Annotated in this window: 12 protein-coding genes; 11 read left to right on the forward strand and 1 reads right to left on the reverse strand. The window is 67.4% G+C overall.

Annotated elements, in window-relative coordinates; genetic code table 11:
• Positions 1-62: 62 nt before the first annotated feature.
• Positions 63-872, reverse strand: a complete 810-nt coding sequence (locus AC56DV_RS27090; RefSeq protein WP_496317321.1) for a hypothetical protein — start codon at positions 870-872, stop codon at positions 63-65.
• Between the two features lie 288 nt (positions 873-1,160).
• Here AC56DV_RS27090 and AC56DV_RS27095 point away from each other — a divergent pair, with 288 nt between their 5' ends.
• The 11 genes from AC56DV_RS27095 (at position 1,161) to nagZ (ending at position 12,382) form a co-directional block, all read left to right on the forward strand.
• On the forward strand, positions 1,161-1,613 hold the full coding sequence (locus AC56DV_RS27095; RefSeq protein WP_496317322.1) for a phosphate ABC transporter substrate-binding protein: 453 nt from the start codon (positions 1,161-1,163) through the stop codon (positions 1,611-1,613).
• Positions 1,613-4,267, forward strand: coding sequence for a bifunctional diguanylate cyclase/phosphodiesterase (locus tag AC56DV_RS27100; RefSeq protein ID WP_496317323.1), 2,655 nt, complete (start codon positions 1,613-1,615; stop codon positions 4,265-4,267). Before AC56DV_RS27095 ends, AC56DV_RS27100 begins: the two co-directional genes overlap by 1 nt.
• A 69-nt stretch (positions 4,268-4,336) precedes the next feature.
• Positions 4,337-4,972, forward strand: coding sequence for an FABP family protein (locus AC56DV_RS27105; protein ID WP_496317324.1), 636 nt, complete (start codon positions 4,337-4,339; stop codon positions 4,970-4,972).
• A gap of 73 nt (positions 4,973-5,045) precedes the next feature.
• On the forward strand, positions 5,046-5,318 hold the full coding sequence (locus tag AC56DV_RS27110; protein ID WP_496317325.1) for an acylphosphatase: 273 nt from the start codon (positions 5,046-5,048) through the stop codon (positions 5,316-5,318).
• Positions 5,319-5,336: 18 nt separating this feature from the next.
• Positions 5,337-5,906: a dihydrofolate reductase family protein gene (locus tag AC56DV_RS27115; protein ID WP_496317326.1), complete on the forward strand. Its 570-nt coding sequence runs from the start codon at positions 5,337-5,339 to the stop codon at positions 5,904-5,906.
• Between the two features lie 40 nt (positions 5,907-5,946).
• Positions 5,947-6,243, forward strand: a complete 297-nt coding sequence (locus AC56DV_RS27120; RefSeq protein ID WP_496317327.1) for a hypothetical protein — start codon at positions 5,947-5,949, stop codon at positions 6,241-6,243.
• A 132-nt stretch (positions 6,244-6,375) separates the two neighbouring features.
• Entirely contained in the window at positions 6,376-7,644 is a 1,269-nt protein-coding gene (locus AC56DV_RS27125; protein ID WP_496317328.1) for an MFS transporter, read from the forward strand.
• Between the two features lie 40 nt (positions 7,645-7,684).
• Entirely contained in the window at positions 7,685-9,163 is a 1,479-nt protein-coding gene (locus tag AC56DV_RS27130) for a glycosyltransferase (RefSeq protein WP_496317329.1), read from the forward strand.
• Positions 9,160-9,852 carry a GNAT family N-acetyltransferase gene (locus AC56DV_RS27135; RefSeq protein WP_496317330.1) on the forward strand — a complete coding sequence of 231 codons (693 nt, stop codon included), beginning with the start codon at positions 9,160-9,162 and terminating at the stop codon, positions 9,850-9,852. The genes AC56DV_RS27130 and AC56DV_RS27135 overlap by 4 nt, the downstream gene beginning before the upstream one ends.
• Before the next feature lies 1 nt (position 9,853).
• Complete coding sequence (locus AC56DV_RS27140; protein ID WP_496317331.1) at positions 9,854-10,816, forward strand: phytanoyl-CoA dioxygenase family protein; 963 nt, start codon at positions 9,854-9,856, stop codon at positions 10,814-10,816.
• A gap of 24 nt (positions 10,817-10,840) precedes the next feature.
• Positions 10,841-12,382: a beta-N-acetylhexosaminidase gene (gene nagZ, locus AC56DV_RS27145; RefSeq protein WP_496317332.1), complete on the forward strand. Its 1,542-nt coding sequence runs from the start codon at positions 10,841-10,843 to the stop codon at positions 12,380-12,382.
• Positions 12,383-12,483: the final 101 nt, after the last annotated feature.

The following is a 12,483-nucleotide window of genomic DNA, read 5'->3' on the forward strand; positions in this document are numbered from 1 at the left end:
AGCGCGATTCAATTGAATCGGGGGGGGCGCATGCCGCCGCTCGCGCGGCGGCGTGGCAGGGATCAGGCTGGGGAGGAAACTGCGGAGCCTGCGTTCTGCATGCCGAGCTCGGCTGCGATGGATACCGGCGCCGGCACCGGCCGCGCAGGGACGGCTTGCCTGGCCAGTTCCCGCAGCACGGCGCAGCCTGGCGCCGGGGTTGGCGGCACCTGGCCCTCGCGGCCTTCGGCTACCGATTGCAGCAAGGGGTAGGGACCAGGGCCGAGCAGCGCGGCCTGTTCGCCGTCCGCCAGCAGCAAGGCGGCAGCGCCTTCGTCGGCTTGCGCGCCGCAGGCCAGCAGCACGGCCAGGCAGGGTTCGGTGCTGTGCTTGAGGGCAGACAGCACTTGCGTGGGATGCTGGTTGCGGCGCGCGTTGCGCTCCACCTGTTGCAGCGGCCAGCCGGCGCTCACCAACTGGTGCTGCAGCCAGCGCCCGGCGGCGTCGCGCCAGGGTCCTTTCCACTCCGCCGGCAGCAGCGCGATCAGCTGCAGCTTGGGCAGCGCGGCTTCGGACGGCTGCGCCAGGCCGCGGTGCGCGCCGGCTACGGCGGCCAGTTCGCGCGTGGCGGAGGTGGCCCGCGCCAGGGCGCGCCAGAATTCAGGGCTGGCGTCCAGCTTGCCCTGGCCGCTGGCTTTCATCCAGGCCGTGGTTTCGGTGCGGACCGCGTCTTCGTCCACCTGCTCGCCCATGGCGGCGCCGATCAGGCGTAGAGGAATGGCTGGTGGCTTGGGCGCCGCAGCCGGCTGGGCAGGCTTGGCGGCCGCCGCGCCCTTGCGGCGTGGCCAATATTTCAGCACCGATAAGAAAATGTCTTTCAGTGAGGCTTGCATAGTGTCGTCGTCCCTGTAGGCGTTTCCCTTAGTATAACTTAGGTTTCTGATAAGAGGCACCCCATTAAGGACATGGTGTTTTACAGCAGCTTAATATTTACATAATAAACATAAGTAGTTCTACGGAGAAAGTGATCGACAGTTACTAGCAGCTGCGATAAAGTGCCGGTTTCACGCTGGATTCCCCACGGCAGGCCTCTCATGCGCCTGTCCTCGCCGGTTACCTTTGGTTAGCCTCCGCCCAGGCGGCTGGCATGTTGCTCTGTCGCAGAAATACAAAAATACATCATGTTGAAAGTCCCGTCCGCCCGCCGCCTGGCTACGAGGTTGCTATGCTGCCTGCTATGCGCCTGCGCGTGGCCGGCGCACGCGGGGGCGCGCGAGCTGGTGGTGATCGTGTCGGCCCGCAGCCCGGTCACCGCGCTGCAGGCGCGGCAGGTGGCGGAGATTTTCCTGGCCGAGGCGGCGCGCTACCCCGACGGCCGCGAGGCGGTGGCGGTGGACCAGAAGCTGGGCTCGCCCGCGCGCAATGAGTTCTACGGCAAAGTGGCGGCGCGCACGCCGGAGCTGATGAAGGCGCACTGGACCAAGATGATGTTCACCGGGCGTGGCCAGCCGCCGCGCGAGGCGGCCGGCAACGCCGCCGTGCGCCGCATGGTTGCCGCCGACCCCGCGCTCATCGGCTATATCGACCGCTCCGCGCTGAACTCCAGCGTCCGCGCCGTCCTGGTGGTGAAGTGATGGCGCCGCAGGATCACAAGAGCGGCGCCGCCAAGCGCGCGCGCTGGCTGCGCCTCGGGCTGGAAACCTATGTGACGCTGCCGCTGTTTACGGTGCTGCTGCTGGGCGCCATCTGGGCCTTCACTTTCCATTTCATCGGCATCGAGCGCGAAGTGGCCGCCAGGGGCGCCGCCGATTCGGTGCGCGAACTGGTGGACACCTACGAGGCGCAGGTGGCGCGCAACCTGGGCGGCATCGACCAGAGCCTGAAGGTGATCGCCTACGCGGTCGAGCGCAAGGGCGCGGCGGACGCGCTGGCGGAGCTGAACCGGCATGGCTTGCTGCCGTCCGCGCTGGTGTTCTCCATCAGTATTGCCGACGCGCAGGGCCGCGTGGTGGCCCGCAGCCCGGTGGCGCGGCCGGTGTCGGTGGCGGAACAGCCATATTTCACGCTGCACCGGGAGACGCCGGGACAATCCGCCATCGTCGGCGAAACCCAGCGCGACGCCGCCAGCGGCGACGCCCGCCTGCATTTCACGCGCCGCCTGGACGACGCGGCCGGCCAGTTCGCCGGCGTGGCCGTGATCGAAGTCGATCCGGCCTACTTCACCAGCGGCTACGAGCGCCGCCGCCAGGGCGAGCAGGGCGCGCTGGCGCTGGTGGGCAACGACGGCGTGGTGCGCGCGCTGCGCGTGGGCGACAAGGTGACCTGGGGCCAGCAGTTGGACCTGCGCGCCGAAGTGGGCGCCAGCCTGTCCAATTCCTGGGACGGCGTGGCGCGCTACACGATGGCGCGTCCGCTGCACGGCTTTGCGCTGACGGCGCTGGCCGGCCTGTCGGAACGCGAACAACTGGCGGTATTCGAGCGCCGCCGCGTGGCCAGCCTGTGGGAAGCGGGCGTGGCCAGCGCCGTGCTGCTGCTGTTGGCCGGGTTGCTGTGGGTGTGGATCTGGCAGGGCGCCATGGCGCGCCGCCGCATCCGCAATGCGCAGGAAACCTACGCCGCCGCCTCCGAGGCGAGCATGGACGCCTTCTTCGTGCTGCGCGCCGTGCGCGACCGGCGCGGCATGGTGACCGACTTCGACATCGCCGACGCCAACGGCCGCGCCGAGGCGCTGTCCGGCCTGACCCGCGCGCAGCTCAAGGCCATGACCTTCTGCTCCTGGCTGCCGCAGGTGCGCGTGAGCGGCAAATTCGAAACGCTGGCCCATATCGCCCAGGTGGGCGGGGTGTATCAGGAGGAGCAGCGCAACGGCATGCCGCAGTTGCACGCCAACTGGCTGCACTGGCAGGTGGTGGGCGTGGACGGCGGCGTGGTCGCCATAGTGCGCGACATCAGCGAGCGCAAGCTGGCCGAGGAACGCATTGTCCACATGGCGCACCACGACAGCCTGACCGGCCTGCCGAACCGCAGCCTGATCGCGGACCGCCTGCAGCAGGCCATCCTGCACGGCGAGCGCAACGACCTGGAAGTGGCGGTGGCTTTCATCGACCTGGACAGCTTCAAGCTGGTCAACGATGGCCTGGGCCACACCGCCGGCGACCAGCTGCTGTCCGAGGTGTCGGCGCGCATGGTGGGCTGCGTGCGCCGCCACGACACGGTGGGCCGCTTCGGCGGCGACGAATTCGTGCTGGTGCTGCCGGAGCAGCGCGACAGCGGCGGCGCGCTGATGCTGCTGCTGGAGAAGATCCGCGAGGCGGTGATCCGCCCGGTGGTGCTGGGCGGCCAGCCGGTGCAGGTGAGCTGCAGCATCGGCGTGGCCATGTATCCGCGCGACGGCAGCGACGCCGACACGCTGCTGATGAACGCGGACGCGGCCATGTACCGCGCCAAGGATACCGGCAAGAACAATGTGCAGTTCTACACGCAGGAAATGAATTCCACGCTGGAGGAAAAGCTGGAGCTGATGGATGGCTTGCGCACCGCGCTGGCCGAGGAGCAGTTCCGCGTGCAGTACCAGCCCAAGGTGAACCTGGACACCGGCCTGGTGTTCGGCGTGGAAGCGCTGCTGCGCTGGCAGCATCCGGTGCGCGGCATGATGGCGCCGGACCAGTTCATCCCGCTGGCCGAGGAGAGCGGCGCCATCGTGCCGATCGGCGAATGGGTGCTGCTGACAGCCTGCCGCCAGGCGCGTTCCTGGCAGCTGGCCGGGCTGGCGCCGGTGACGATCTCGGTCAACGTGTCGGCGCGCCAGTTCGACGACGCGCGCCTGGTGATGCGGGTGCAGCGCGCGCTGGAACTGAGCGGCCTGGCGCCGCAGTGGCTGGAGCTGGAAGTGACCGAGAGCATGCTCATGCGCGACCTGCAGCAGGCCATCGACAAGATGCGGGAACTGAAGGCGATGGGCGTTTCGCTGTCCATCGACGATTTCGGCACCGGCTACTCCAGCCTGGCCGCGCTCAAGTCCTTCCCGATCAGCAGCCTGAAGATCGACAAGTCCTTCGTGCGCGACCTGGACGTGAGCAGCGACGACCAGGCCATCGCGCGCGCCATCATCTCGCTGTCGCACCAGCTGCAGCTGCGCGTGATCGCCGAAGGCGTGGAAACGGTGGAGCAGCGCAGCTTCCTGCGCGAGAGCGGCTGCGACGACATGCAGGGCTATCTGTTCAGCCGCCCGGTGGCGCCGGAACTGATCCGGGCCATGCTGGAAGGGCAGGCCGAGGCGGCCGGCTGACGGCGCGGCGGCAGGGCCTTTGCCCCATGCGCTACAATTGCTGAATTGCATCTTCCGACATCAGCAGCCATGAGCCAAGAATTCTCCAACGATATTTACACCGAACCGTCCAATGTGGACGTCAACACCCTGGCCAACCTGGGGCCGCTGACCGCGATGGCCGGCATCTTCGAAGGCCAGCGCGGGCTGGACATCAAGCCCAAGGCGGACGGCCCGCGCAAGCAGGCCTACGTGGAACGCATCGAGCTGCAGCCGATCGACCCGGTGACCAACGGCCCGCAGCTGTTCTACGGCCTGCGCTACGTCATCCTGATCACCAAGCCGGACCAGGTAAAGACCTACCACGAGCAGGTGGGCTACTGGCTGTGGGAACCGGCCACCAACACCGTGATCCAGACCCTGGCCATCCCGCGCGGCCAGATCGCCATGGCCTCCGGCACCGCCGCGCCGGACGCGAAGAGCTTCGAGCTGGTGGCCTACCGCGAGTCCGATACTTACGGTATCCGTTCCAACCCCTTCCTGGAGTTCGGCTTCAAGACGGTGGAGTACCGCATCAAGGTCACCATCAACGACGACGGCACCTGGGGCTACGAGGAAGACACCGTGATGCTGATCCGCGGCAAAGAGGACGAGCCCTTCCACCACATCGACCGCAACCTGCTGCACAAGGTGGCCGAGCCGACGCCGAACCCGCTGGCGCGCTAAGCCACTGCGTGGGGAGCGCGGGTCCCCGCACGATCTTGTTAGAATAACCATCTTGCGGCGATGGGGGATGGCGATGGCAAAGCGGCTGATCATTGAAGGGCGGGTGCAGGGCGTGGGCTACCGGGCCACGCTGGCCAACGAAGCGGCGGCGCTGGGCCTGCAAGGCTGGGTGCGCAACCGCAGGGATGGCTCTGTGGAAGCCCTGGTGGATGGCGACGTGCATGCGGTCGAATCCATCATCGCCTGGGCCAGGCGCGGCCCGCCTGCCGCCGTGGTATCAAACGTGGCCATCGAGGATGCAGAAGCGCCGTCGGGCGGGACCTTCAAGATAGTGGCAACGCAATAAAAACCGGGAGCTGCGCGCATGAAAACCCAGTACTTCTCCGCCACCAGCCTGGATGGCTTCCTCGCCACGGAGGACGACTCGCTCGACTGGCTGTTCCCGCTGGGCGACGTGAACGATTCCAGCTACCCCGAATTCATCGCGGACGTGGGCGCGCTGGCCATGGGGTCTGCAACCTACGAGTGGATGGCGCGCAACGCCGGGCAAGTGATCGCGGAAGTGGGTGCCGCGTGGCCGTACACGCAGCCGGCATGGGTGTTCACCAGCCGCACGCTGCCCTTGATCGAAGGCGCGGATGTGCGTTTCGTCAGCGGCGAGGTGCGCAGCGTGCACGCCGAGATGCAGGCTGCCGCCGGCGGCAAGAACATCTGGATCGTCGGCGGCGGCGACCTCGCCGGCCAGTTCTACGACGCCGGCTTGCTGGACGAACTGATCCTGCAAATAGGCTCCGCCACCCTCGGCAAGGGCAAGCCGCTGTTCCCGCGCAGGGTGCTCAGCCCCGTGCTGCGCCTGATGTCGGTGCGCCAGATGGGCGCCGGCATGGCGGAGTTGCGCTATGAAGTGCACAAAGGCGACGCGGCTGCTTCGTAATACACCGTCCGGCGCCCGCTGTTAATGGCGGAGCTTGCTCTTGCAGGGCGCGATCTGCGCGCCGTGCAGGTGCGCCGCGCGCTACATTGGCGCGATGGAGCGCTATCGAGACCTCAGCGGCACCTCCGGCGTGACCGCTTATGCCATCCGGCCCGACGCCATCGACGTGCAGTTCGCCGGCGGCGCGGTCTATACCTATACCGTCGCCAGCGCGGGGCGCGCCCATGTCCAGCGCATGCAGCGCCTTGCGCGCAGCGGCAGTGGCCTCAGCACCTACATCTCCCAGCACGTCCGCGATGCGTACGCGGCCCGGCACGATCCGTCCGGACACAGCTAATTCCTCGCAGGAATAGCAAAAAATAAATACCAATGCATTACCAATTGCGATAGTATACAGTCCAGTTAGATACCAAATTGCAAAGTTGTAGTGACTTGGTGTTGTCCGTGGCTGACTTGCAAAGGGGGCGCAATGGCGCAAACGAATAAGCGGTTGCTGTATTTCTGCCTGTTTTTCCTGTTGTATGAAATGGCGGTCTACCTGTCGAACGACATGATCATGCCGGCCATGCCGCAGGTGGTGCGCGAGTTCCAGTCGTCCAGCCACGCGATCGGCTTGTCGCTCAGCCTGTACATCCTGGGCGGCAGCACGCTGCAGATTTTCCTGGGGCCGGTGGCGGACCGCATCGGCAAGCGCAAGGTCATGCTGGCCGGGAATGCGCTGTTCCTGGCCGCCACGCTGCTGGTGCCGTTCGCGCAGACCATCACGCAGTTCCTCGCCATCCGCTTCTTCCAGGGCATGGGCTCGTGCTTCATTTTTATCGGCTACGCCGCCGTGCACGAGTTGCTGGACGATGAGCGGGCAGTGAAGATGACTTCCCTGATGGGCAACACCACCGTGTTCGCGCCGCTGATCGGGCCTGTCGTCGGCAGCGCCGTCATCACGGTGCTGGACTGGCGCGCGATTTTCGGCATCGCGTTTGTGCTGGGTGCGGTGGCCTGGGTGGGCTTGTTCCGTACCATGCCCGGGCATGCCACCGTCCCTGCCGCCGCCACGGCGGGCGCCGCCGTCCCGGCCGCACCGCGCAGCCTCGCGGCCAGCTACCGCGCCATCTTCACCAACCGCACGTTCATGTTCGGCATCTTTGTCGCGGCCTGCGCCATCACGCCGCTGACGGCGTGGATTGGATTGTCTCCCGCGATCGTCCTGCAGCGCATGGACGCTTCCTACGGCACCTACATCGCCTGGCAGTGCGCCATCTTCTGCGGCTTCGTGTGCAGCACGCTGGCGATCCAGCGCCTGGGCGAGGGCTTCTCGCTGGCGCGCCTGCTGCGGCAGGGCGGGGCGCTGGCGCTGGCGGGCATGGCCGGCGCCGCCTTGCTGTACCGGCAGGGCCATGTGTTCGTGCTCTGCATGTTCGTCTACTCGGCCGGCTTCGGCCTGTTCAACGGCGCGCTGATACGCATCGCGCTCACCGCCACCGGTGTCTCCATGAACCTGACCTCGTGCGCCATGAGCTTGTTGTACTGCCTCTACCTGGCCGCCGGCCTGGAGCTGTACAACGCGGTCTGCGCGCATTTCGACTACGCGCTCGGCGCCTATGCGCTGATGAACGCGCCGCTTGGCGTGTTCCTGTTCCTCGCCCTGCGCCGTGTCGCCAGCCGCCACGCGGCGCGCGAAGCTGCGGGCAGTGCCGCGCCAACCGCGCCAACCGCGTTACCGGTGGCGGACACCGCGTAACGCTGCTTTCTTTTGTCACCGACTGCCTGGAGAGAATCTGATGAGTTTCGATCTTGAGTATGAAGTTTTGATTAAAGATTTAAAGTCCGCTTTCGTCACCTGCAAGCAATGGGAGGCATTCTGCCGCCAGGACCCCAGCGCGCAGTGCGAACACAGCGCCCGCCTGCATCTGCTGGAGGAGGGCTATCGGCGGCAGCTGGAGCAGCTGCGCCAGCTGGTGCGCGAACAGTTTGCGCTGTTCGACGCGCGGCGCGTATCGTCGCTGATCGGCATCCCGACCCAGACGCTGGCGCCGGAAGAGCTGCTGATGCACCGCATCTGGATGGGCGGCGCCTTGCCGGACGGCGCCCGGCAGGCCATCTGCCAGTGGGAATCGGCCATCGCCGAAGTGCAGGCGCCGGACGATCCCGAATACGAACTGGTGCTGTGGGTGTGGGATGCGGCCCAGCTGCGCGGCGACCCGTCCTTCCGCGTCGGACGCGATATCGGCGGCTGGGCCATCGGCAGCTACGTGGTGGGGCGCGACGTGCTGGCCGTGCATTCGCTGCGCAAGCTGGCGCAGGCGCGCGCGCCGCAGCGGCTGGCGCTGTTCGAACAGCTGCACGCTGCGCGCTGTTATGTGAACCTGGCGGACTATTTCCGCCTGCTGATCCTGTACGAGGCGGGCGGCATCTACCTGGACGCGGACACCATGCCTTACCGCGCCGCCACGGCCTTCCTGGCCAAGCCGGAAGTGCCGGACTATGTGAACTTTGCCTTCGACCCGCAAACGCAGCAAATCAACGCCACCTTCGTGTCGTGGCTCAATCTGATCAAGGATGAAAACGGCATGCTGGTGGCGCGGCGCGGCAACGGCGCGCTGCGGCAGATCCTCACGGCCATGGACCGCAACCTGGATGGCATGCCGCATCCCCCGGTCAGCGCGGATAGCGGCGTGTGCAACGGCGCGCTGCAGAACTACGCGGCGCTGCTGCACCAGGCCACCTACGGTGAATGGCACCGCCACATCGGCCAGACCTTCCTGGCTTACCACGACATGACGCGGCGCCACGCGGTGCTGCACGACGGCCAGCCGGAGGCGGTGGTGGGCGGCCTGCGCGGCATGCGCCTGCGGGTGGACGCGATCACCGGTGAGCCCGTTCCCTTCAGCGACGACGAGGAGCGCAGCTATGCGGACTGCGTGGCCGCGCTGGAGCGGCGCGGCTGGCGGCTGGAGCACGCGCTGGAGCTGGAGACGCTGGCGGAGCTGGCCTGGTTCCGCGAAGTGCCGCGCATGGCGTACGCGCCGCAGTTGCGCGCGCAGCCGGAAAGCTGCAACTACTATTCCTTCCTGTCGCAGGACCAGTTGCTGGACCGCGTGAATACGCTGTTCGCCGCCTATCTGCTGGCGCGCAATGCGGACCGCATCCTCGGCGGCGACTACTGGTGCCCCACGCGCGGCAGCGGCCAGCGCGAGCACGTGGTGCTGCGCCTGGCGCGCCACGGCACGCCGCCGGATGGCCGCAGGAGCGCGCAATGAGCGCCGTACCGGGGCCGGTGCCGAGGCCGAGATCAACCCCGGCCTTGCTCGCGGCAGGCGGCCCGGCTGCCGGCGCGGCGCCGGTGGCCTTCGTTCCCGGCGCCGCGCTGGGTGACGCAGCGCGCGACCGCATGGCCGAGCTGCTGTTCTCCACCAGCTACCTGGAGTACTGCTCGGCGGCGAACAAGCTGCGCCTGCCGCTGCGCGACCTGCAGCGCCTGCAGAACATCGAGCCCTACATCGGGCACGTGCACGCGATGGTGGAGCGTGGCGGCGGAGGCGGTAGCGGAGGCAATAGCGGCTTTGCCGGCTTTTTCACCGCTGCCACCGTGCGCGAGTTCGCCGCCGTCCACTCCGTGTCGCACTACCGCGACGAAGTAAAGGCCATGGACGCCGCCTACGACGCCTTCATCGCCCGCAACGCGCGTGACGAAGACTACTTCGTCGGCAGCCTGGCGATAGAAGGCCGCTGCCAGGGGCGCGGCTGGTTCGGCCACATGCTGGCGGAGATCGAGCGGCAGGCGCGCAGCCGCGCCTGTCCGCGCATCGTGCTGACGGTATGGGAAAGCAGCGCCGCCATGCCGATCTACCTGCGGCGCGGCTTCACCGTGTGCGACAGCTTCAGCTACGCCTACGAGCTGTTCTTCGACCAGCTGCATTTCCTTGAATACCAACTACGCGGGGACTGATATGCAAAGCATCGAATCCATCGGCAAGAAGAGTATCGCGCGCCGCAACCTTTCCACCGTCGGCACCGGCGCCGCGCGGCTGAACCAGCGCCTGCATGGCGAACCGCTGCGGGTGCTGTCCGAGCGGGACTGGGCATGCTGGACGAACAACGGCTACGTGGTGATCGGGCAGGCGGTGGCTGCGGAGAAGGTGGCGCAGATCGAACGCCTGATGTGGGACTTTGAAGACATGGACCCGCGCGATCCGTCGACCTGGTATCCGCCGGAGAAGTCGCGCCTGCGCAAAACCGAGCTGAGTTTCAACGCCGGCATGGTGGAGCTGTACAACCACCAGCACCTGTGGGACGCGCGCCAGTCGCAGCGCGTGTACGACGCGTTCGTGGACGTGTGGGGCCGCGAAGACCTCTGGGTGTCGATAGACCGCGTGAACCTGAACCTGCCGCCGGAGCCTGGCTTCGAGTTCAAGAGCTTCATGCACTGGGACTACGACCCCGATACCGACCCGCAGAATGTACAGGGCGTGCTGTCCATCAGCGACCAGGTGGACGAGGAGGTGGGCGGCTTCGTCTGCATCCCCGAACTGTTCCGCAACTACGCGTCCTGGCGCGCGCAGCAGCCGGACGACTGGGACTGGTACCGCCCCCAGGTGGCGGCGCTGCCGCACGTGCGGGTGCCGCTGAGGAAGGGCGACCTGCTGATCTTCAACAGCAAGCTGTGTCACGGCATCCGCCAGAACCGCTCGGCGGACAAGGTGCGCATGGCGCAATACATCTCGATGATGCCGGCGCAGGAAGACAACGCCGAGCTGCGCGCGTGGCGCGTCCGTTCCTGGCGCGAGCGGCTGGCGCCGGAAGGATACAGCCTGCACGGCGACCCGCGCCGCAAGGAGCAGACCTGCTACGCCACCGCGCAGCTGAGCGGGCTGGGTGAACGGCTGCTCGGCCTGCGCGGCTGGAACGAATAATTTTTACACGAGGAGAGTATGGAAATGGCAGACGAAGTGGCGCACAAAATCGGACAACTGTTCATGGTCGGCTTCGACGGGCTGGAACCCGACGCCGCCATTGCGCGGCTGATACGCGAGCAGCGGGTGGGGGGCGTGATCCTGTTCCGGCGCAATGTGCATACGCCGCAGCAGGTGTCCGCGCTGTGCCGCAGCCTGCAGGAGATCAATGCGGAAGTGAGCGAAGAGCCGCTGCTGATCGCGCTGGACCAGGAAGGCGGCATGGTGATGCGCATCGAGCAGGGCGTGACGCCGATACCGGCCGCGATGGCGTTCCAGGCCGCCGGCTCGGTGCCGGACTGCGAGCAGATGAATTTCGTCAACGGCGACGAGATGCGCCAGATCGGCGTCAACATGCTGCTCGCGCCGGTGCTGGACGTGAACAACAATCCGCTCAACCCGGTGATCGGCGTGCGCGCCTACGGCGAGGACGCGGACACCGTGATCCGCTACGGCATCGCCGCCATGCGCGGCCAGCAGCGCGCGGGCGCCATCGTCACCGTTAAGCACTTCCCCGGCCATGGCGACACAGCCGTGGACTCGCACTATGCGATGGCCTCCGTGCTGCACAGCCAGCAGCGCCTGCGCGAAGTCGAACTGGCGCCGTTCCGCGCCGCCATCGACGCCGGCGTGGACGCCATCATGACCGCGCACGTGGCGTTCCCGGCCTTCGAGCCGGACGCCAGCCTGCCCGCCACGCTGTCGCGCAATGTGCTCACCGGCCTGCTGCGCGAGGAGATGGGCTACGACGGCGCCGTCATTTCCGACTGCCTGGAGATGGGCGCGATTTCGGAGGGCGTGGGCGTGGCGGCGGGCGCGGTGGCCACGCTGCTGGCGGGCACCGACATCGTGCTGGTGTCGCACCGCGAAGACCGCCAGCAGGACGCCATCGCGGCCGTGCTGCGCGCCGTGCAGCAGGGCGATATTCCCGAGGCGCGCATCGACCAGGCGCTGCGCCGCGTGCGCAAGCTGAAACAGGCGCGCGCGGTTCAGGCATGGCGCGAACGGCCGGCCGAGCCGCCGGCGCTGATGACGCCGCAGGCGCTGGCCCTGTCGCGCAGGATCCAGTACGCGGCGCTGACGCAGGCCGGACCGTTCCGGCCGCTGGACCTGTCGCTGCCGGTGGTCCTGCTGACCTTCGAAGTGCGTGACCGCACCGAGATCGACGAAGTGGCGACGGGCCGCAACAAGGAAGCGCGCAGCTCCATGCTGCCGGCGCTGCGGCGGGCCGGCGCGGCCGCGCGCGAGTACGCGCTGGCGGCCGACGCGCCGGACAATGAAATCGGCGAAGCGCTGGCGTTTGCCGAGGGCGCGCAGCAGATCGTGGTGCAGACCTACAACGCCATGCTGGTGTCCGGCCAGCGCCGCCTGCTGGATGCGCTGCCGCCGGAGCGGCTGTGGGTGGTGGCCGGCCGCCTGCCGTACGACCTGGACCTGGCGCCCGCAGCGCAAGGCCGCCTGGCGTCCTTCGGCTGCCGCCCGGCGGCGCTGGAACCCGTGGTGGACCGGCTGCTGGGCGCAAGGTAACTCCGCAGAAGGCAACGCCGCGCTTTTACCAAGACGCTTTCCTCAGAAATGATATGATTCTCCAAGGAAATAATGTCAAGGAAAAGGATGGTTGGGAGTAA

It is taken from the genome of Massilia sp. BGA-UO-ETr-WB1, from assembly GCF_059567845.1.

Bases quoted from the DNA above. Each gene is read 5' to 3' on its own strand.
- AC56DV_RS27090 (WP_496317321.1), bottom strand. From the start codon at position 872: ATGCAAGCCTCACTGAAAGACATTTTCTTATCGGTGCTGAAATATTGG.
- AC56DV_RS27095 (WP_496317322.1), top strand. From the start codon at position 1,161: ATGTTGAAAGTCCCGTCCGCCCGCCGCCTGGCTACGAGGTTGCTATGC.
- AC56DV_RS27100 (WP_496317323.1), top strand. From the start codon at position 1,613: ATGGCGCCGCAGGATCACAAGAGCGGCGCCGCCAAGCGCGCGCGCTGG.
- AC56DV_RS27105 (WP_496317324.1), top strand. From the start codon at position 4,337: ATGAGCCAAGAATTCTCCAACGATATTTACACCGAACCGTCCAATGTG.
- AC56DV_RS27110 (WP_496317325.1), top strand. From the start codon at position 5,046: ATGGCAAAGCGGCTGATCATTGAAGGGCGGGTGCAGGGCGTGGGCTAC.
- AC56DV_RS27115 (WP_496317326.1), top strand. From the start codon at position 5,337: ATGAAAACCCAGTACTTCTCCGCCACCAGCCTGGATGGCTTCCTCGCC.
- AC56DV_RS27125 (WP_496317328.1), top strand. From the start codon at position 6,376: ATGGCGCAAACGAATAAGCGGTTGCTGTATTTCTGCCTGTTTTTCCTG.
- AC56DV_RS27130 (WP_496317329.1), top strand. From the start codon at position 7,685: ATGAGTTTCGATCTTGAGTATGAAGTTTTGATTAAAGATTTAAAGTCC.
- AC56DV_RS27135 (WP_496317330.1), top strand. From the start codon at position 9,160: ATGAGCGCCGTACCGGGGCCGGTGCCGAGGCCGAGATCAACCCCGGCC.
- AC56DV_RS27140 (WP_496317331.1), top strand. From the start codon at position 9,854: ATGCAAAGCATCGAATCCATCGGCAAGAAGAGTATCGCGCGCCGCAAC.
- nagZ (WP_496317332.1), top strand. From the start codon at position 10,841: ATGGCAGACGAAGTGGCGCACAAAATCGGACAACTGTTCATGGTCGGC.